This is a genomic window from Streptomyces sp. PTL18, assembly GCF_059510295.1.
Map to the genome: position 1 here is coordinate 399,910 of NZ_JCAJZO010000006.1, position 18,663 is coordinate 418,572.

Below are 18,663 nucleotides of genomic sequence, written 5' to 3' on the forward strand. Positions count from 1 at the left end.
CAACCCCCTTGCCGCCAGGCTTGACTACCCTTGCCGCCCGCCCGGGAGGACATCCCATGAGCTTGCCGCCCCTCGCCTCAGGACCCGACGGACCGAGCGCCCTGCGGCCACTGCTCGCCACCGTCCTCGACGCCCTGCAGGAGGGCGCACGAGCACGCGGCGGCCCCCTGCCCGCGGGCGGCCCCGCCACGGTCGCCGCCCGGGTGCGCGACGCAGCCGGTGACGTGCTGCCCGACAAGGGCGACCCCGACGCCCTACGAGCCCTGGTGCACACCCTCGCCGCCGGCGCCGCCGACCCCGCCGACCCCCTGTGCGCCGCCCACCTGCACTGCCCACCCCTGGCCGTCGCCACCGCCGCCGATCTCGCCGCCTCGACCCTCAACCCCTCCCTCGACTCCTGGGACCAGGCCCCGGCCGCCTCCGAACTCGAAGCACTCCTCACCCGGGCCCTCGCCCAAGAGGTCTACGGCGACACCGCCTCCCGCGACGCGAAAGGCCCCGCCGCCCTCGTCACCACCGGCGGCACCGAAGCCAACCAGCTCGCCCTCCTCCTCGCCCGCGAAGCCCACGGCACCGTCCGCCTCGTCTGCGGTGCCAACACCCACCACTCCCTCACCCGCGCCGCCTGGCTCCTCGGACTGCCCGAACCCGTCGTCCTCCCCACCCCGCGCGGCACCCTGGACCCGGCCACCCTCCACGCCGCCCTCACCGACCGGCCCGGCCCCCACCCATCCGTTCTGGTGGCCGCCACGGCCGGCACCACCGACGCCGGCCTCATCGACCCCCTGCCCGACCTCGCCGACCTCAGCGCCTTCCACGGCGCCCGCCTCCACATCGACGCCGCCTACGGAGGCGGACTCCTCTTCAGCGACCGCCACCGCGCCCTCCTCACCGGCCTCGAGCACGCCCACAGCGTCACCCTGGACCTGCACAAACTCGGCTGGCAGCCGATCGCCGCGGGCTTCCTCGCCGTCCGCGACCCCCACGACCTGCGCGCCCTGCACCACCGCGCCGACTACCTCAACGCCGACGACGACACCGCCGCCGGCCTGCCCGACCTCCTCGGACACTCCCTGCGCACCACCCGGCGCCCCGACATCCTCAAGATCGCCGTCACCCTCAAAACGCTCGGCCGCACCGGACTCGGCACCCTCGTCGACGAGGTCTGCGCCCGCGCACACGAGTTCGCCGACCTCCTCGGCGCCCACCCCGCCTTCGAACTGCACGCCCCACCCACCATCAGCACCGTGCTGTTCCGGCCCGCCGGAGCGACCGACGACACCGTCGCCGCCGTCCGCCGCACCCTCCTGAACGACGGCCGCGCCGTTCTCGGCCGCGCCCGCCTCGACGGCCGCCTCTGGCTCAAAGCCACCCTCCTCAACCCCCACACCCGGCCCGGCGACCTGGCCGCACTCCTGAACCTGGTGGAAGGAAGCACGCCCCGATGACCACCCCCACCCACTGCGCACCTGACGCACCCCGCGACCTCGTCGGCATCGGCATCGGCCCGTTCAACCTCTCCCTCGCCGCCCTCGCCCACCCCCTCGCCGAACTCGACACCGCCTTCTACGAACAACGCCCCGGCTTCGACTGGCACCCCGGCCTCCTCATCGACGGCGCCACCCTCCAAGTCCCCTTCCTCGCCGACCTGGTGACCCTCGTCGACCCCGCCAGCCGTTGGTCCTTCCTCAACTACCTCAAAGCCCGCGACCGCCTCTTCCCCTTCTACTTCGCCGAACGCCTCCACATCCAACGCGCCGAATACGACGCCTACTGCCGCTGGGTCGCCGACAACCTCCCCGGACTCCACTTCGGCCACCAGATCGACGCCGTCCGCTGGAACCCCGACACAGACGTCTTCGACGTCGACTACACCCGACTCGACGCAGCCGGCCGACCCCAGGACCTCGGCCGCACCCACGCGCGCAACATCGTCCTCGGCATCGGCACCGAACCCCACGTGCCCGAACCCCTCGTACCCCTCGTCGAAACCCCCGGCATCCCCGTCATCCACGCCACCGACTACCTCCGGCACCGCGACACCCTCCTCGCCGCCGACCACATCACCGTCGTCGGCGCCGGACAGTCGGGCGCCGAAGTCTTCCTCGACCTGCTGCGCCACCGCCCCGCCGGCCGCGAGAGGATCCACTGGATCGGCCGCACCGAAGCCTTCGCCCCCATGGAGTACTCCAAGCTCGGCCTCGAACACTTCACCCCCGACTACACCCGCTACTTCCACGCCCTCGCCGAACCCGTACGCGACCGCCTCGTCTCCGCACAGTGGCAACTCCACAAGGGCATCGACGCCTGCACCATCGCCGCCATCCACGACGAGCTCTACCGCCGCACCCTCCACGGCGGCTGGCCCGACACCGTCCTCACCCCCGCGGTCCGCGTCCGCACCGCCGGACGTGTCGGCACCACCAGAATCGAACTCCACCTCGAACACGCCCAGCAGGACACCCGCACCCGCCTCACCACCGACGCCGTCGTCCTCGCCACCGGCTACCGCCAACGCCCCCTCGGTCGCCTCCTCGCCGGCCTCGACCCCCACCTGCGCCGCGACGCGCGCGGCCGCCCCCGCATCGACGACCACTTCCGCATGGTGCTCGATCCGACCGTCACCGGACACGTCTACGTCCAGAACGCCGAACTGCACACCCACGGCGTCGGCAGTCCCGACCTCGGCCTCGCCGCCTGGCGCAGCGCCACCATCCTCAACACCCTCACCGGCAAGGAGCCCTACCCCCTGCCCCGCCGAACCGCCTTCACCACCTTCGGACTCCAGCAACCCGACCACATCCCCCCCACCCGACGGCCCGAGATCCTCACCCCGCTCGCCGACGAACGACGACCGGCCGGACACCCGCCGACCGCCGCGCCCGGCCGGGCAGAGCACAGCCCCCGGTGACACAGTGAGACCCACGACCGCCAACCCCGTCCCGGCACAGCCCGCGCCCTACGGCACCCCCGGCGCCCCCCTCCTCGCCGTCCGCGGAGAGGCGCGCCTCGACGCCGACCCCGGGATCGCCCGCATCACCGCCGCCCGCGGTCACCATGACACCGCCGCGCCTGTGAATATGCCAGGGCAATTCCGGGACCCGGATACCGGAAGCCGGATCTCTGATACGGGAAGCCGGATGCTCATCGGAGCGGACCATCGCACAATTCAACACTTGATAACAAGGCTTCACCCAAAGGTTGTTGAGTAGTCACGTCCGTCGAATTCTCTACCGACCGGTAAGTCATAGGCTCACACCATGCGCCGAGCAAAAATCGTCTGCACCCTGGGCCCCGCCACCGACTCGTACGACCAGATCAAGGCACTCGTCGAAGCCGGAATGGACGTCGCCCGCTTCAACCTCAGCCACGGCACCCACGCCGAACACGAGGAGCGCTACCAGCGCGTACGAAAGGCCGCCGACGAAACCGGCCGCAGCGTCGGAATCCTCGCCGACCTTCAGGGCCCGAAGATCCGACTCGGCCGCTTCACCGAAGGCCCCGTACTCCTTGAACGCGGGGACACCTTCACCATCACCGTCGAGGACGGCGTGGAAGGAGACCGCCAGACCTGCGGAACGACGTATGCCGGGCTCGCCGACGACGTCACCCCCGGCGAACGCATCCTCGTCGACGACGGCAAGGTCTGCCTCCAGGTCACCTCCGTCGACGGCCCCCGCGTCCACACCACCGTCCTCGAAGGCGGCATGGTCTCCGACCACAAGGGACTCAACCTCCCGGGCGTCGCCGTCTCCGTCCCCGCACTCTCCAAAAAGGACGAGGACGACCTCCGCTGGGCCCTGCGCACCGGCTTCGACGTCATCGCGCTCTCGTTCGTCCGCAGCGGCCGGGACATCAAGGACGTCCACCGCATCATGGACGAAGAAAGCCGCCACCTCCCCGTCATCGCCAAGGTGGAAAAGCCCCAGGCCGTCGAGAACATCGACGACATCGTCGCGGCCTTCGACGGCGTCATGGTCGCCCGCGGCGACCTGGGCGTGGAAATGCCGCTCGAACAGGTCCCGCTCGTCCAGAAGCGCGCCGTCAAACTGGCCAAGCGCAATGCCAAACCGGTCATCGTCGCCACCCAGATGCTCGACTCCATGATCGAGAACTCCCGCCCGACCAGGGCGGAGGCGAGCGACGTCGCGAACGCGGTCATCGACGGTACGGACGCCGTGATGCTCTCCGGCGAGACCAGCGTCGGCAACTACCCGATCGAAACCGTCAGGACGATGGCCCGCATCGTCGAGGCGGCGGAGGAAGACCTCCTCGCCAAGGGCCTGCCACCCCTCACCGAGAACAACAAACCCCGCACCCAGGGCGGCGCCGTCGCCCGCGCCGCAGCCGAGATCGGCGACTTCCTCGGCGCCAGGTTCCTCGTCGCCTTCACCCAGTCCGGCGACACCGCCCGGCGCCTCTCCCGCTACCGCTCCCCGATCCCGCTCCTCGCCTTCACCCCCGAGCCGGCGACACGCTCACAGCTGAACCTCACGTGGGGCGTGGAGACGTTCCTCGGCCCGCACGCGGAGTCGACGGACGCGATGGTCGACCAGGTGGACGAGCTGCTGCTGAAGTACGGCCGCTGCGAGAAGGGCGACGTGGTGGTCATCACCGCCGGTTCGCCCCCGGGGGTGTCGGGCTCGACGAACATGGTCCGAGTCCACCACATCGGCGAGGACGACAGCCCGAAGTAGGGGGTCAGCCCCGGGGGCCGTCACTCTGCGTCAATGGCGGTGACTGTGTGCACCGAAAAGCGGAGGACCACGCGAACGTGGTCCTCCGCTTACTGGGAGTGCCGGGTGCGGGACTCGAACCCGCACGTCCTCTCGGACAGATGTGTTTGAGACATCAGCGTCTGCCTGTTCCGCCAACCCGGCGAGAGCACTGATCGGAGTGTACCCGGTGACCCCTGCCGAGTTCAGCTAGGTAGGCTTCTGAAAAGCAGTACCCCTGCCCTGAACGAGGAGTCCCCGTTGACCGCCGCCGAGTCGCCCCAGCCCGTACCCGACGACGACAAGTCGCACGTGCCTCCGCTGACGACCCGTGTGGTCATCGCCGAGGACGAGGCGCTCATCCGGCTCGACCTCAAAGAGATGCTCGAGGAGGAGGGCTACTCCGTCGTCGGTGAGGCCGGCGACGGTGAGCAGGCCGTCGAGCTGGCCCGTGAGCACAAGCCCGACCTGGTGATTCTCGATGTGAAGATGCCGAAGCTCGACGGTATCTCCGCGGCGGAGAAGATCGCCGAGGAGCGTATCGCCCCGGTGTTGATGCTGACCGCGTTCTCGCAGCGTGACCTGGTGGAGCGGGCTCGGGACGCGGGTGCGATGGCGTATCTGGTGAAGCCGTTCAGCAAGAGTGACGTCGTTCCGGCCATCGAGATGGCCGTCTCGCGGTTCACTGAGCTGAAGGCGCTGGAGAAGGAGGTCGCGGACCTCTCACAGCGGCTGGAGACGCGGAAGCTCGTGGACCGGGCGAAGTCGGTTCTCCAGACGGAGTACGGGCTGACGGAGCCTGCTGCGTTCCGGTGGATCCAGAAGACCTCGATGGACCGTCGTATGTCGATGCAGCAGGTCGCGGAGGCGGTCATTCAGGACGCCGAGGAGAAGAAGGCCGCCAAGGGCTGACATCGCCGGCAGCACGTGGGAGAGGCCCGCACCCCGTCGTCGCGGGGTGCGGGCCTCCTCGTGTGCCCGAGGGCGCGTGCTCAGTCCTCGCCGAGGTACGCCTTGCGTACCGATTCGTCGTGCAGCAGGTTCCGTCCGGTGCCCGACAGGACGATGCTGCCGACCTCCATCACGTGGCCGTGGTCGGCCAGGGACAGGGCCGCCTGGGCGTTCTGTTCGACGAGCAGGATGGTGGTGCCCTGGGATTTCAGTTCGGCGATCGTCGCCATGATCTTCTGCATCATGATCGGCGAGAGGCCCATGGAGGGTTCGTCGAGCATGAGCAGTTTGGGCTGGGACATCAGGGCGCGGCCCATGGCGAGCATCTGCTGTTCGCCGCCGGAGAGGGTGCCCGCGGCCTGCTTCCTGCGTTCCCCGAGGATGGGGAAGAGGTCGTAGGCGCGCTGGATGTCCTTTTCGATTCCCTGTTTGTCGTTGCGCAGGAATGCTCCGAGGCGGAGGTTGTCCTCGATGGCCATGCGGGGGAAGATGTGCCGCCCTTCGGGGGAATGGGCCAGGCCGAGGGAGACGACCTGGTGGGCGGGGGTCTTCTTCAGTGACTTGCCGTTGAACTTGATCTGTCCGCCGATGGGCTTCAGCAGGCCTGACAGGGTGCGCAGGGTGGTGGTCTTGCCGGCGCCGTTGGTGCCGATCAGGGTGACGATCTCGCCGGCGTCGACTTTGAAGGAGATGCCTTTGACGGCCTCGATCTTGCCGTAGGCGACCCTGAGGTCCTCGACTTCGAGCAGTGCGGTCATCGGTCGTTCTCCTTGCCGGGCGCGGCGTCCGTCGTGGTCCCGGCCGTTGCTTCGGCGGCTTCCACCTCGGCGATCTCATCCTCGCCGGGGGCGTTCTCGAAGGGTTCGCCGAGGTAGGCGGCGATGACGCGTTCGTCGCCCTGGACGGTGGCGCTGTCGCCTTCGATGAGCTTTTCGCCCTGGACGAGGACGGCGACGCGGTCGCAGAGGTTGAAGATGAATCGCATGTCGTGCTCGATGACGAGGATGGCGATTCCCTTGTCGCGGATGGCGAAGACGAGGTCCTCGGTGGTCCGTGTTTCCTGGGGGTTCATGCCGGCGGTGGGCTCGTCGAGCAGGAGCAGGCCGGGTTCGCTGGCCAGGGCGCGTGCGATCTCGAGTTTGCGTTGTTCGCCGTAGGGGAGGTTGCGGGCGAGGTGTTCGGCTTTTCCTGCCAGGCCCACGAATTCCAGGAGTTCCATGGCGCGTTCGCGGGAGGCGGCCTCCGCCCTGTGGAAGCCGGGGCCGCGCAGGACGGCGGACCAGAAGCCTTCCTTGGTGCGGGTGTGGCGGCCGACGAGGACGTTCTCCAGCACGGTCATGTTGGCGAACAGGCGGATGTTCTGGAAGGTGCGGGCGATGCCTGCGGCGGTGACTTTGAAGGATTTGGGGGGCAGGACGTTGCCCTTGTAGCGGACTTCGCCTTCGGTGGGGACGTAGAGCCCGGTCAGGCAGTTGAAGAAGGTGGTCTTGCCGGCGCCGTTGGGGCCGATGAGACCGACGATCTCGCCGCTGTTCACGGTGAGGTCGACGCCTCGTACCGCGGTGAGTCCGCCGAAGCGCATGGTGACGCCGCGTGCGTCGAGTACGGCCTGGCCCGGGGCGGTGGCTCCGGTGGCGTCCTTGGTGGTGGTGTCGGTGGTCATCGTGTTCAGGCCCCTGTCTTGCTGAGGACTGCGGGCGGTTCCGCCTCTTCGTGGAATTCGAGCTGTCGGCGCCGGTTGGGGATGAGGCCCTCGGGGCGGAAGCGCATGAGCAGGATGAGTGCGACGCCGAAGGCGAAGAGCTGGTAGTCGCCGAGGAACTGCAGCTTGTTCGGGATGAGGAAGAGGAGTGCGGCGCCGATGAGGGGGCCGCTGATGGTGCCCATGCCGCCGAGGACGACTGCGGCGAGCAGGAAGGCGGAGTTGGGTGGGATGGGGCCGGCGAAGAGGTACTGCTCGGGGGTGACCGTGTAGGTGACGTGGGCCTGGACGGTGCCGGCGAGACCGGCGAGGCAGGCGCCGACGGCGAAGGCGATGAGCTTGACGCGGAAGCCGTTGATGCCCATGGCGAGGGCGGCTGTCTCGTCTTCGCGGATGGCGACCCAGGCTCGGCCGAGGCGGGAGTTGCCGCTGCGGCGGAAGACGAGGACGACCAGGGCGGTGATGATCAGCATCAGGAAGAAGTAGTTGGCGAAGCGGCCGATGGTGAACCCGGCGATGCTGTGCTGGGCGCCGAAGTCGAACCCGAGGATGTCGAGGTTCGGGATCGAGGAGATGCCGTTGGAGCCGTTGGTGAGGGACGGTCCGGAGGTGCCGTCCAGGTTGTTGGCGGTGATGCGGAAGATCTCACCGAAGCCGAGGGTGACGATGGCGAGGTAGTCGCCGCGCAGTCGCAGGGTCGGGGCGCCGATGAGGACGCCGAAGACGAGCGAGGCGAGGGCGCCGATGATGACGGCCGCCCAGAAGGGGAAGTGCACGTGGAAGGGTGAGCTGGGGGAGCCGGAGACCAGGGCTGCGGCGTAGGCGCCGACGCCGAGGAAGGCGACGTAGCCGAGGTCCAGGAGGCCGGCGAGGCCGACGACGATGTTCAGGCCGAGGGCGACGGTGGCGAAGATCAGGATGTAGACCCCGAGGGTCGCGTACTGGTCGTCGGTCTGGGTGAAGGGGAACAGCGCCGCCGCGACGAAGGCGCCGCAGATGGTGATGTTCTGGTGGCGGGCGGTGATCTGGGAGGCGTGGTTGATCAGGCCGGACTTGTTGAGGGCGGCGAAGCCGAAGCAGGCGGTGATCAGGAAGCCGACGAAGAGTTCGTCGTACTGGGTGCCGATGCCGTAGGTGAAGACGGTGAGGCCGAGCGCGAGGACGGCGACGATGATCAGGATTTCGGCGTAGGCGGGCAGCTTGCCCACGGGGCGGGCCGTGCCGGAGGAGAAGGCGGCCTTGACCGTTTGCCACTGGTGGGCGGCCTTGTGCTTGAAGTGTTCCCAGGACGTGTCGTCGGGGTCGATCGGGTCGGGCTCGGGTCGTTCGAAGGGCAGCGCGAGGGCGCCGAGGAGGGCGGCGAGGCTGGTGACGGCCACGATGAAGCCGCCGGGTTGGAGGTTGACGAGGCCGCCGAGTTCGACGCTGATCGAGATGACGGTGTACCAGGCGGTGGCGAAGGCGGTGAGGGCGGCGAATTTGACGGCCGCGTCGGCGCCGGCGGGCACGAGCCAGGTGAGGCCCTTGACGCCGTAGGAGGCGAGGGCGAAGAGGGTGGTGAGGGCACCGCCGATGAGGACGAGGATCTGCAGGCCGCCGGGGTAGCCGTTGATGGTGAGGTTGCCGGGGAAGGCGTCGGTCCACGTCCAGCAGAGGAAGGTGGAGGCGATGGTGAGGGCGCCGCCGGCGGTGGCGAGGGCGCGGCCGATGTGCGGCGGGATGCCGATGAGGCCCGTGTTCGTGCCGGTGGTGGGGGTGCTGGGGGTGTCGGGTGCGGTGGTCTGTGTGGTCATCGGTGTCACGCCCTGTCCGCGACGCGCTCGCCGAGCAGGCCCTGGGGCCGGAACAGGAGCACGAGAATGAGGAGTACGAAGGCCCAGACGTCTGCCCAGGACTGGCTGCCGAACTTCGCCATGCCGGGGAGGTCGGCGATGTAGGCGGCGGCGAGGGTTTCGGCGATGCCGAGGACGATGCCGCCGATCATGGCGCCGTAGATGTTGCCGATGCCACCGAGGACGGCCGCGGTGAAGGCCTTGAGGCCGAGGAGGAAGCCCATCTTGAAGTCGATCTGGCCGTACTTGAGGCCGTAGGCGACTCCTCCGACCGCGGCGAAGGTGGCGCCCAGGGCGAAGGCGATCACGATGATGCGGTCGGTGTCGATGCCCATGAGTTTGGCGGTGTCCGGGTCCTGGGCGGTGGCCTGCATGCCGCGTCCGGTGCGGGTCTTCATGACGAAGTAGGCGAGGATGGCCATGCTGGTGGGGGCCGCGGCGAGGAGGAAGATGTCACCGGTCTGGATGGTGACGCTGCCGATGTGGAAGGGGCCTCCGTGGATCTGCGGGAAGGTGCGCGCGGACTTGGCGTCCGGGTACCAGGCCCAGACCGCCTGCTGGAGGGCGAGGGAGAGGCCGATCGCGGTGATGAGGGGTGCCAGGCGCGGGGCGTTGCGCAGGGGGCGGTACGCGAATCGTTCCGCTCCCACGGCGACCAGGACGGCGACCAGGACGGCGCCGACGAGCATCAGCGGCAGGGCGATCCACATGGACGTGCCGTCGGGCAGCACGTAGGCGTAGACCGTCAGGGCGCCGAAGGCGCCGGTCATGAAGATTTCGCCGTGGGCGAAGTTGATGAGCTGGACGATGCCGTAGACCATTGTGTAGCCGATGGCGACCAGCCCGTACATGGATCCCAGTAGCAGGCCGTTGACCAGCTGCTGCGGCAGTTCGTTCACCGCATGTCCTCCGAGACGTTCGGAAAAGTTCGACGGATGAGGCCGGATGCGAGTCCGCGCGGGACGCCAGTGGAACAGCGCCCCGCGCGGCTCTTGAGTGGTGCGGGTTGGATCAGCCGGTGAAGGTGCCGGACTTGACGGCCGTGAAGACGCCGTTCTTGATGGCGTAGACGGTGAGCTGCTTGTTGGTGGCGTCACCGAATTCGTCGAAGGAGACCTTGCCGGTCACACCGTCGAAGGAGACGTTCTGCATGGCGGCCGTGACCTTGGCGCGGGCGTCGGAGGGGAGCTTGCCGCCGTTGTCGTCGACGACCTTCTTCACGGCCTCGATGATCGCCCAGGCGGAGTCGTAGGAGTAGCCGCCGTAGGCCGAGTACTCCTCCTTGTAGCCGGCCGCCTTGTAGTCGGCGACGAACTGCTTGGCCGAGGGGAGGGAGTCGACGGGGGCGCCGACCGAGGTGGCGAGGTCGCCGGTGGCCTCGGGGCCGGCCAGCTGGCCGTAGGTCTTGTCCTGGATGCCGTCGCCGCCGGCCAGCGGGATCTTGGCGCCGGCGGCCTTGATCTGCTTGCTCAGGGGGCCTGCCTGCGGGTATTCGCCGCCGTAGTAGACGATGTCGGCGCCGGAGTTCTTCACCTTGGTGGCGACCGCGGAGAAGTCCTTGGTGTCGGGGTTGATGTGCTCGGTGCCGACGACCTGGCCGCCGAGCTTCTTGAACTCGTCGGTGAAGGTGGCGGCGAGGCCCTTGCCGTAGGTCTTCTTGTCGTCGATGACGAAGACCTTCTTCTTCTTGGCGTCGTTGAAGATGTACTGGGCGGCGAAGGGGCCCTGGATGGCGTCCGTGGTGGCGGTACGGAAGTACGACTTGTAGGGGCGTACCTTCTTGGTCTGCCAGTCCGGGCCCTGGGTGAGTGCGGGGCCGGTGTTGGCGGGGGAGACCTCGACGAGCTTGGCGTCGTCGAAGACCTTCTGCATCGACTCGGCGACGGAGGAGTTCAGCGGGCCGACGACGCCGAGGACGTTGCTGTCGGCGACGAGCTTGGTGGCGTTCTGCTGGCCGGCGGACGGCTGCGCCTGGTCGTCGAGGGCTTCGATCTTGAAGGTGATGCCCTTGACGTAGTTCTGCTTGTTGGCGTTCTTGGCGGCGAGGTCGGCCGAGTTCTTGATGCCGAGGCCCATGGCGGACAGGTCGCCGGTCAGCGGCGCGTCGACTCCGATGGTGACGGTGGTGCCGCCGTTGCCGGAATCCGAGCTCTTGCCGCCGTCGCGCGAGCCGCAGGCGGTGAGGGTGAGTGCTCCCGCCGCCAGCGCGGCGGTGATGGCGATGAGCGAACGTTGACGCACGATCAGTCCTTTCCCTGGCACGGCCCTCCCCCCTGGAAGCGGCCGAGTCGAGCGCTGGGCCGAAGTGACATTCAGACCGCGCGGTGACTGGCCGTGACTCTAAGCGCGTGTGGGGGAGGTAAAGGAGAGGTTGAACGAGGCTGTGACGCTCTTGTTATGACACCGGGTAATGCAGAGCGGTGTCGGGTGGGTGGAAGAGCGGAATTCGGACTGATTCGCCCGGTCCGCATAGTGAGAACGCGCAGGACGGCACATGGTGCGTTCAGGTGTCTCGGCTGTTTTGGTGATTACGCGGAGCGGTTGCTGCAGGCGACTTGCAGTGCTTCTGAGAGGTCGTGCGCATACCGTGATCCAGGGATGTAGCTGTGAACCTCTATTGCGCGTGTATTACGCAGAGTTACGTCCAGGAAAGGGAGTCCGGCGTTCTCCGGGACTTTCCCGCAATCCGTCACATGCATGGTGATGGTGATCTTGCGCGTCGATCCTCCCGCCGTCCGGAAGGGGACCGCGGGTGCGGAGGTCAGTGACAGACCGGCGTAGGGCTGGGTGATCCGGGTCACGGTGACCGGCGGGCCGGACAGCACATTCAGTGCGACCTCGAGACCGAAGCTCCTGACGGGTGCGCTCGCAGGTGTGACCTCGGTGTGCAGGTAGGTGACGTCGACCACCTGGGAGGGGTACGGCGGGGCCGGGGCCGGTGGCTCGTGGGGCCTGGTCGCGTAGAGGTAGCCGCCGCCCGCGAGGAGGACGGCGGCTGCCGCGGCCGTGAGGGCGGCCCGGCGGTGCCGGTCGGACAGCCGGCTCAGGGGGCCGTGACGGACACCGGGGACGTCCTCCCGCTCCATGTCCCCCGCGCGCGTGCCCTCGCCCGGCTCGACGGGGCCCACGCCGCTCAACCCCAAGGGCCCTTGGTCGGGCCGCCGGTGCGGTACCAGGCGGCACAGCCCTCGCGGACCTGACGGTCGATCAACCTGTCCGCGGCTCGGGGGCCGTGCAGCTTCTTCTCGGTTCGCGCGGCCTCCACGACCGACCGCAGGATCTCGTACTGGCCGTTGGACAGCCCCATCGACTGGTAGTCGCCGTAGGTCCGGGTGTCCAGCACCCTGCGCGACCAGTAGGAGACGACCCGCGTGCACAACTCCTCGTCGGGCGTGGCCCGGGGTGACGCCGTGGCGGAGGCGGGCCGCTCCGTGCTCGCCGCGCCGCTCCGGCCGGGGGCGCCGCAGCCGGTGGCCAACGCGCCCGTCAGCAGTGCCATTGCGAGCCGGTGTCCGAGCGCCGTCAGCCCCGGCCGCGGGACTCCTCCCGTTGTCATGCCATGACGCTATGCCGCCGGGTGCCCGGGGGCAACGGCGCTGCGGGCGCGGGCTTCGGCGGCTCAGCCGGCCGTGTGCAGATGTGCCTCGTCGCCGGGCTTCACGTCGCGCAGCAGGCAGGTGAGACGCGCGGTGCACACACGCTTGCCGCTCTCCTCGGTGATCACGATTTCGTACGTCGCCGTGGAGCGTCCCCGGTGCACGGGGGTGGCGACGCCGGTGACCAGGCCCGAGCGCACTCCGCGATGGTGGGTGCAGTTCAGGTCGACACCGACGGCGATCTTGGAGCTGCCGCCGTGCAGCATGGCGCCGACGGAGCCGAGGGTCTCGGCGAGGACGGCGGAGGCGCCGCCGTGGAGCAGTCCGTACGGCTGGGTGTTGCCCTCCACGGGCATGGTGCCGACGACGCGCTCCGCCGAGGCCTCGACGATCTGGACGCCCATCCGCGTGCCGAGGTGCCCGGCGGAGAAGAGGGCGGGCAGGTCGACGCCGAGCGCGGCGTACTCGTCGACGACTTCCTGGGGGAACTTCACGGTGTGCTGCTCGCCCATGGGGCACGGCTCCGTTCGTGGTGGTGGGTCACTCCGACTGAGCAAACGCTCAGTCGGTTGCCGATTGTTCCAGGCGGACCACCACGGACTTGCTCGCGGGGGTGTTGCTCGTGTCGGCGGTGGCGTCCAGCGGGACCAGCACGTTGGTCTCCGGGTAGTAGGCGGCCGCGCAGCCTCGCGCGGTGGGGTAGTGCACGACGCGGAAGCCGGGGGCGCGCCGTTCGACACCGTCCTTCCACTCGCCGACCAGGTCGACGTACGAGCCGTCCGCCACGCCGAGCGCACGGGCGTCCTCGGGGTGGACGAGGACGACGCGGCGGCCGTTCCTGATGCCGCGGTAGCGGTCGTCGAGGCCGTAGACCGTGGTGTTGTACTGGTCGTGGGAGCGCAGGGTCTGCAGCAGGAGCCGGCCCTCGGGCAGCTTCGGGTACTCCACCGGGGCCGCCGTGAAGTTGGCCTTGCCGGTGGCGGTGGGGAAGCGGCGCTCGTCGCGGGGCGCGTGGGGGAGCGCGAAACCGCCCGGGCGCGCCACGCGCGCGTTGAAGTCCTCGAAGCCGGGGATCACGCGCGCGATGCGGTCGCGGATGGTCGCGTAGTCCTTCTCGAACTCCTCCCACGGCACCCTGCTGCCGTCGCCGAGCACCCGGCGGGCGAGGCGGCAGACGATGGCCGGCTCGGAGAGCAGGTGCGGGCTCGCGGGCGCCAGCCGGCCGCGGGAGGCGTGCACCATGCCCATGGAGTCCTCGACGGTCACGAACTGCTCCCCGCTGCCCTGGAGGTCGCGCTCGGTGCGGCCGAGGGTGGGCAGGATCAGGGCGCGCGCGCCGGTGACGGCGTGCGAGCGGTTCAGCTTCGTCGACACGTGCACGGTGAGACGCGCCCGCCGCATGGCGGCCTCCGTCACCTCGGTGTCGGGGGAGGCGGACACGAAGTTGCCGCCCATCGCGAAGAAGACCTTCGCCTCGCCGTCGCGCAGGGCGCGGATGGCCCGGACGACGTCGTAGCCGTGCTCGCGCGGCGGCGCGAAACCGAACTCCCTCTCCAGGGCGTCCAGGAAGGCGGGCGCGGGCCGTTCGAAGATGCCCATCGTACGGTCGCCCTGCACGTTCGAGTGACCGCGCACCGGGCACACGCCGGCGCCCGGGCGGCCGATGTCGCCGCGCAGCAGCAGGAGGTTGACCACCTCCCGGATGGTGGGCACCGCGTGCTTGTGCTGGGTCAGGCCCATCGCCCAGCAGACGATGGTGCGCCGGGAGGCGAGGACCATCCGCAGGGCCTTCTCGATCTCCTCGCGCGTGAGGCCGGTCGCGGCCAGCGTCTCCTCCCAGTCGGCGGCGCGGGCGGCCTGCGCGAACTCCTCGAAGCCGTGGGTGTGCGCGCGGACGAACTCCTCGTCGACCGCGCCCTCCGTCTCGACGATCAGCTTGTTGAGGAGACGGAAGAGGGCCTGGTCGCCGCCGATGCGGATCTGCAGGAAGAGGTCGGTGAGTGCGGCGCCGGTGGTGAGGCCCTTGGGTGTCTGCGGGTTCTTGAACCGCTCCAGGCCGGCTTCGGGCAGCGGGTTGACGCTGATGATCCGCGCGCCGTTCTCCTTCGCCTTCTCCAGGGCGGAGAGCATGCGCGGATGGTTCGTGCCGGGGTTCTGTCCGGCGACGATGATCAGGTCCGCCTTGTGGAGGTCCTCGAGCAGGACGCTGCCCTTGCCGATGCCGATCGTCTCGGAGAGCGCGGAGCCCGACGACTCGTGGCACATGTTGGAGCAGTCGGGCAGGTTGTTGGTGCCCAGCTCGCGGGCGAACAGCTGGTAGAGGAAGGCGGCCTCGTTGCTGGTGCGGCCGGAGGTGTAGAAGACGGCCTGGTCGGGGGAGTCCAGGGCGGCGATCTCCTCCGCGATGATGTCGAAGGCCCGCTCCCAGGTGACCGGCTCGTAGTGGTCGGCGCCCTCCGGCAGGTACATGGGGTGCGTCAGCCGTCCCTGCTGGCCCAGCCAGTAGCCGCTGCGGCCGGTGAGATCGGTCACCGGGTGCGCGGCGAAGAACTCTGGGGTGACCCGGCGCAGGGTGGCCTCTTCGGCCACCGCCTTCGCGCCGTTCTCACAGAACTCGGCCTTGTGCCGGTGGTCCGGCTCGGGCCAGGCGCAGCCGGGGCAGTCGAAGCCGTCCTTCTGGTTGACGCGCAGGAGGGTCAGCGCGGTGCGGCGCACACCCATCTGCTGCTGGGCGATGCGCAGGGTGTGCCCGATCGCCGGCAGCCCCGCCGCGGCGTGCTGCGGCCCGGCGACCTGCGGAGCGTCCTGAACCGGATCGTCCATGGGCGGCTTGCCGGCCATCGCGGCCCTCCCCTTCGCGTGCACCTGTGACCTGTGTCTGCGCATCCTCGCACGCGCCACCGACATCGGGGACGGCCGGGTTTGCGGAGCGCGGCGGCCATGGCTGCCGACGACGGCGCGCGCCGAGGCCGGGGTGGCGGTCGGGGCGACGGTGAGCGAGCGCAGCGGTACGCCGGATCCGACCGGCGCCCGAGGCCGAGTGTCAGTGGGGCGTGGCAGGATCGGGGGCGTGGCAGAGACAGCATCGAAGCAGACCGACAAGACCACCGGCGGAGACCGTCCCCGGCTGATGCTCATGGACGGGCACTCCCTGGCCTACCGCGCGTTCTTCGCGCTGCCCGCGGAGAACTTCACCACCGCGACCGGCCAGCCGACGAACGCGATCTACGGTTTCGCGTCGATGCTGGCCAACACGCTGCGCGACGAGGCGCCCACACACTTCGCGGTGGCCTTCGACGTCTCCCGCAGGACCTGGCGCTCCGAGGAGTTCACCGAGTACAAGGCGAACCGTTCCAAGACCCCGGACGAGTTCAAGGGCCAGGTGGAGCTGATCTGCGAGCTGCTGGACGCCATGCACGCCGCCCGCTTCGCAGTCGAGGGGTACGAGGCGGACGACGTGATCGCCACGCTCGCCACCCAGGCCGAGGCGGAGGGCTTCGAGGTGCTGATCGTCACCGGTGACCGCGACTCCTTCCAGCTGGTCAGCGAGCACACGACGGTGCTGTACCCGACCAAGGGCGTCTCGGAGCTGACCCGGTTCACCCCTCAGAAGGTGCTCGAGAAGTACGGGTTGACGCCGGCGCAGTACCCGGACTTCGCGGCGCTGCGCGGCGACCCGTCGGACAACCTGCCGGGCATCCCGGGCGTCGGCGAGAAGACGGCCGCCAAGTGGATCAACCAGTTCGGCTCGTTCGCGGAGCTGGTCGAGCGCGTCGACGAGGTCAAGGGCAAGGCCGGGCAGAACCTGCGCGACCACCTGGAGTCGGTGAAGCTGAACCGCCGGCTGACCGAGCTGGAGCGGCAGGTGCAGTTGCCGAAGGCGGTCGCGGATCTGAAGCGCGCCCCGTACGACCGCAAGACCGTGGCCGTGGTCCTGGACACCCTGGAGATCAGGAACCCCTCGTTGCGCGAGCGGCTCTTCGCTGTCGATCCCGGTGCCGAGGAGGCCCCGGCGACCCCGGTCGCGGCGGACGGCGTCGAGCTGGACGGCGTGGTGCTGGGCGCGGGAGAGCTGAAGCCGTGGCTCGCCGAGCACGGCACGCAGGTCCTGGGTGTCGCCACGGTCGACTCGTGGGCGCTGGGCACGGGCGCGGTGGCCGAGATCGCGCTCGCCGCGGCCGACGGGGCGGCGGCCTGGTTCGATCCGGCGGAGCTGGACGAGGCCGACGAGAGGGCGTTCGCGGAGTGGCTCGCCGATCCGGCGAGGCCCAAGGTGCTGCACAACGCCAAGGGCGCGATGCGCGTCCTTCCCGAGCACGGCTGGTCCCTTCAGGGCGTGACCATGGACACGGCGCTCGCCGCGTACCTGGTCAAGCCGGGCCGCCGCTCCTTCGCGCTGGACGCGCTCTCGCTGGAGTACCTGGGCCGTGAGCTGGCGCCCGCGGCCACGGCCGACGGGCAGCTGGCCTTCGGCACGGACGAGGGCGCCGAGGCCGAGGCGCTGATGATCCAGGCCCGGGCGATCCTCGACCTGGGCCAGGCGTTCGAGGAGAAGCTGCGGGAGGCCGGTGCGGCGGATCTGCTGCGCGACATGGAGCTGCCCACCTCCGCCCTGCTGGCGAGGATGGAGCGGCACGGCATCGCCGCGGACCGCACGCATCTGGAGGCCATGGAGCAGATGTTCGCGGGCGCCGTCCAGCAGGCGGTGAAGGAGGCGTACGCGGCGGCGGGGCACGAGTTCAACCTGGGCTCGCCCAAGCAGCTCCAGGAGGTCCTCTTCGGCGAGCTGGGCCTGCCGAAGACGAAGAAGACGAAGACGGGCTACACGACGGACGCGGACGCGCTGGCGTGGCTGGCGACCCAGACGGACAACGAACTGCCGGTGATCATGCTGCGCCACCGTGAGCAGGCGAAGCTGCGGGTGACGGTCGAGGGCCTGATCAAGACGATCGCGACGGACGGCCGCATCCACACCACGTTCAACCAGACGGTCGCGGCGACGGGCCGCCTGTCGTCGACGGACCCGAACCTGCAGAACATCCCGGTGCGCACGGACGAGGGCAGGGCGATCCGCCGCGGCTTCGTGGTCGGTGAGGGCTTCGAATCCCTGATGACCGCGGACTACAGCCAGATCGAGCTGCGCGTGATGGCCCACCTGTCCGAGGACGTGGGCCTGATCGAGGCGTTCACCTCCGGGGAGGACCTGCACACCACGGTCGCCTCCCAGGTCTTCGGGGTCGGACGTGACGCGGTCGACGCGGAGATGCGCCGCAAGATCAAGGCCATGTCGTACGGCCTGGCGTACGGGCTGTCGGCGTTCGGCCTGTCCCAGCAGCTGAACATCGAGGCGGCCGAGGCGCGGGCGCTGATGGACACGTACTTCGAGCGGTTCGGCGGGGTGCGGGACTATCTGCGCCGTGTGGTGGACGAGGCGAGGGCGACGGGCTACACCGAGACGCTCTTCGGCCGCCGCCGCTATCTGCCCGACCTGAGCAGCGACAACCGCCAACGCCGGGAGATGGCGGAACGCATGGCGCTGAACGCCCCGATCCAGGGCACGGCGGCGGACATCGTCAAGATCGCCATGCTGAACGTGGACCGGGCGCTGCGTGAGGCGGACCTGAGGTCCCGGATGCTGCTGCAGGTCCACGACGAAATCGTCCTGGAGATCGCCCCGGGCGAGCGGCAGCGGACGGAGGAACTGGTCCGCCGGGAAATGGCGGCAGCGGTGCGGCTGAGGGCACCGCTGGACGTCTCGGTGGGCTACGGGACGGACTGGGAGTCGGCGGCACACTGAGCCCGCGGCGGGCAGGGGCCGCGCGGCCTCCGGGCGCGCGGCAGGTGGCCTTGACCGGTGGCCCGTCGGT

General features: G+C 69.6%; 14 protein-coding genes and 1 tRNA gene. 5 read left to right on the plus strand and 10 right to left on the minus strand.

All coding sequences use genetic code 11. The annotated features are described in order from the left end of the window. Window positions 1-56: 56 nt before the first annotated feature. From AC5WS8_RS15030 to pyk, 3 genes are all read left to right on the plus strand, one after another. Window positions 57-1,448 (plus strand): pyridoxal phosphate-dependent decarboxylase family protein, encoded by a 1,392-nt coding sequence (locus AC5WS8_RS15030; protein ID WP_496103871.1) that lies wholly within the window; start codon window positions 57-59, stop codon window positions 1,446-1,448. After that, the gene (locus tag AC5WS8_RS15035) at window positions 1,445-2,911 is read left to right on the plus strand and encodes a lysine N(6)-hydroxylase/L-ornithine N(5)-oxygenase family protein (RefSeq protein ID WP_496103872.1); all 1,467 of its coding nucleotides are present in this window, start codon (window positions 1,445-1,447) and stop codon (window positions 2,909-2,911) included. The genes AC5WS8_RS15030 and AC5WS8_RS15035 overlap by 4 nt, the downstream gene beginning before the upstream one ends. Before the next feature lie 349 nt (window positions 2,912-3,260). Then, window positions 3,261-4,697 (plus strand): pyruvate kinase, encoded by a 1,437-nt coding sequence (pyk, locus tag AC5WS8_RS15040; RefSeq protein WP_496103873.1) that lies wholly within the window; start codon window positions 3,261-3,263, stop codon window positions 4,695-4,697. A 99-nt stretch (window positions 4,698-4,796) separates the two neighbouring features. Here the strand turns inward: pyk and AC5WS8_RS15045 are convergent. Continuing rightward, a tRNA-Leu gene (locus AC5WS8_RS15045) sits at window positions 4,797-4,880 on the minus strand. 96 nt (window positions 4,881-4,976) lie between these two features. Between AC5WS8_RS15045 and AC5WS8_RS15050 the strand changes: the two genes are divergently transcribed. Further along, entirely contained in the window at window positions 4,977-5,627 is a 651-nt protein-coding gene (locus AC5WS8_RS15050; RefSeq protein ID WP_496103874.1) for an ANTAR domain-containing response regulator, read from the plus strand. 80 nt (window positions 5,628-5,707) lie between these two features. Here the strand turns inward: AC5WS8_RS15050 and AC5WS8_RS15055 are convergent, their stop codons facing one another. The 9 genes from AC5WS8_RS15055 to AC5WS8_RS15095 form a co-directional block, all read right to left on the minus strand. Beyond that, on the minus strand, window positions 5,708-6,424 hold the full coding sequence (locus AC5WS8_RS15055) for an ABC transporter ATP-binding protein (protein WP_496103875.1): 717 nt from the start codon (window positions 6,422-6,424) through the stop codon (window positions 5,708-5,710). Next, window positions 6,421-7,329, minus strand: coding sequence for an ABC transporter ATP-binding protein (locus AC5WS8_RS15060; RefSeq protein ID WP_496103876.1), 909 nt, complete (start codon window positions 7,327-7,329; stop codon window positions 6,421-6,423). The genes AC5WS8_RS15055 and AC5WS8_RS15060 overlap by 4 nt, the downstream gene beginning before the upstream one ends. Before the next feature lie 5 nt (window positions 7,330-7,334). Beyond that, window positions 7,335-9,161 (minus strand): branched-chain amino acid ABC transporter permease, encoded by a 1,827-nt coding sequence (locus AC5WS8_RS15065; RefSeq protein ID WP_496103877.1) that lies wholly within the window; start codon window positions 9,159-9,161, stop codon window positions 7,335-7,337. 5 nt (window positions 9,162-9,166) lie between these two features. Continuing rightward, on the minus strand, window positions 9,167-10,099 hold the full coding sequence (locus AC5WS8_RS15070) for a branched-chain amino acid ABC transporter permease (protein WP_496103878.1): 933 nt from the start codon (window positions 10,097-10,099) through the stop codon (window positions 9,167-9,169). Window positions 10,100-10,211: 112 nt separating this feature from the next. Beyond that, window positions 10,212-11,441 carry a branched-chain amino acid ABC transporter substrate-binding protein gene (locus AC5WS8_RS15075; protein ID WP_496103879.1) on the minus strand — a complete coding sequence of 410 codons (1,230 nt, stop codon included), beginning with the start codon at window positions 11,439-11,441 and terminating at the stop codon, window positions 10,212-10,214. A 287-nt stretch (window positions 11,442-11,728) separates the two neighbouring features. Then, on the minus strand, window positions 11,729-12,337 hold the full coding sequence (locus AC5WS8_RS15080) for a Tat pathway signal sequence domain protein (RefSeq protein WP_496103880.1): 609 nt from the start codon (window positions 12,335-12,337) through the stop codon (window positions 11,729-11,731). Then, window positions 12,334-12,756 carry a hypothetical protein gene (locus AC5WS8_RS15085; protein ID WP_496103881.1) on the minus strand — a complete coding sequence of 141 codons (423 nt, stop codon included), beginning with the start codon at window positions 12,754-12,756 and terminating at the stop codon, window positions 12,334-12,336. The genes AC5WS8_RS15080 and AC5WS8_RS15085 overlap by 4 nt, the downstream gene beginning before the upstream one ends. 63 nt (window positions 12,757-12,819) lie before the next feature. Next, entirely contained in the window at window positions 12,820-13,308 is a 489-nt protein-coding gene (locus AC5WS8_RS15090; protein WP_496103882.1) for a PaaI family thioesterase, read from the minus strand. 49 nt (window positions 13,309-13,357) lie between these two features. Next, a complete protein-coding gene (locus AC5WS8_RS15095; RefSeq protein WP_496103883.1) occupies window positions 13,358-15,637 on the minus strand; it encodes an FdhF/YdeP family oxidoreductase in 2,280 nt (759 codons plus the stop codon). Window positions 15,638-15,866: 229 nt separating this feature from the next. Here AC5WS8_RS15095 and polA point away from each other — a divergent pair, with 229 nt between their 5' ends. After that, a complete protein-coding gene (gene polA, locus AC5WS8_RS15100; RefSeq protein ID WP_496103884.1) occupies window positions 15,867-18,593 on the plus strand; it encodes a DNA polymerase I in 2,727 nt (908 codons plus the stop codon). The last annotated feature ends 70 nt before the right edge of the window (window positions 18,594-18,663 follow it).

Excerpts from the sequence above, each read along its gene's own strand:
- AC5WS8_RS15030 (WP_496103871.1), top strand. The coding sequence starts at position 57 with ATGAGCTTGCCGCCCCTCGCCTCAGGACCCGACGGACCGAGCGCCCTG.
- AC5WS8_RS15035 (WP_496103872.1), top strand. The coding sequence starts at position 1,445 with ATGACCACCCCCACCCACTGCGCACCTGACGCACCCCGCGACCTCGTC.
- pyk (WP_496103873.1), top strand. The coding sequence starts at position 3,261 with ATGCGCCGAGCAAAAATCGTCTGCACCCTGGGCCCCGCCACCGACTCG.
- AC5WS8_RS15055 (WP_496103875.1), bottom strand. The coding sequence starts at position 6,424 with ATGACCGCACTGCTCGAAGTCGAGGACCTCAGGGTCGCCTACGGCAAG.
- AC5WS8_RS15060 (WP_496103876.1), bottom strand. The coding sequence starts at position 7,329 with ATGACCACCGACACCACCACCAAGGACGCCACCGGAGCCACCGCCCCG.
- AC5WS8_RS15065 (WP_496103877.1), bottom strand. The coding sequence starts at position 9,161 with ATGACCACACAGACCACCGCACCCGACACCCCCAGCACCCCCACCACC.
- AC5WS8_RS15085 (WP_496103881.1), bottom strand. The coding sequence starts at position 12,756 with ATGACAACGGGAGGAGTCCCGCGGCCGGGGCTGACGGCGCTCGGACAC.
- AC5WS8_RS15090 (WP_496103882.1), bottom strand. The coding sequence starts at position 13,308 with ATGGGCGAGCAGCACACCGTGAAGTTCCCCCAGGAAGTCGTCGACGAG.
- AC5WS8_RS15095 (WP_496103883.1), bottom strand. The coding sequence starts at position 15,637 with ATGGCCGGCAAGCCGCCCATGGACGATCCGGTTCAGGACGCTCCGCAG.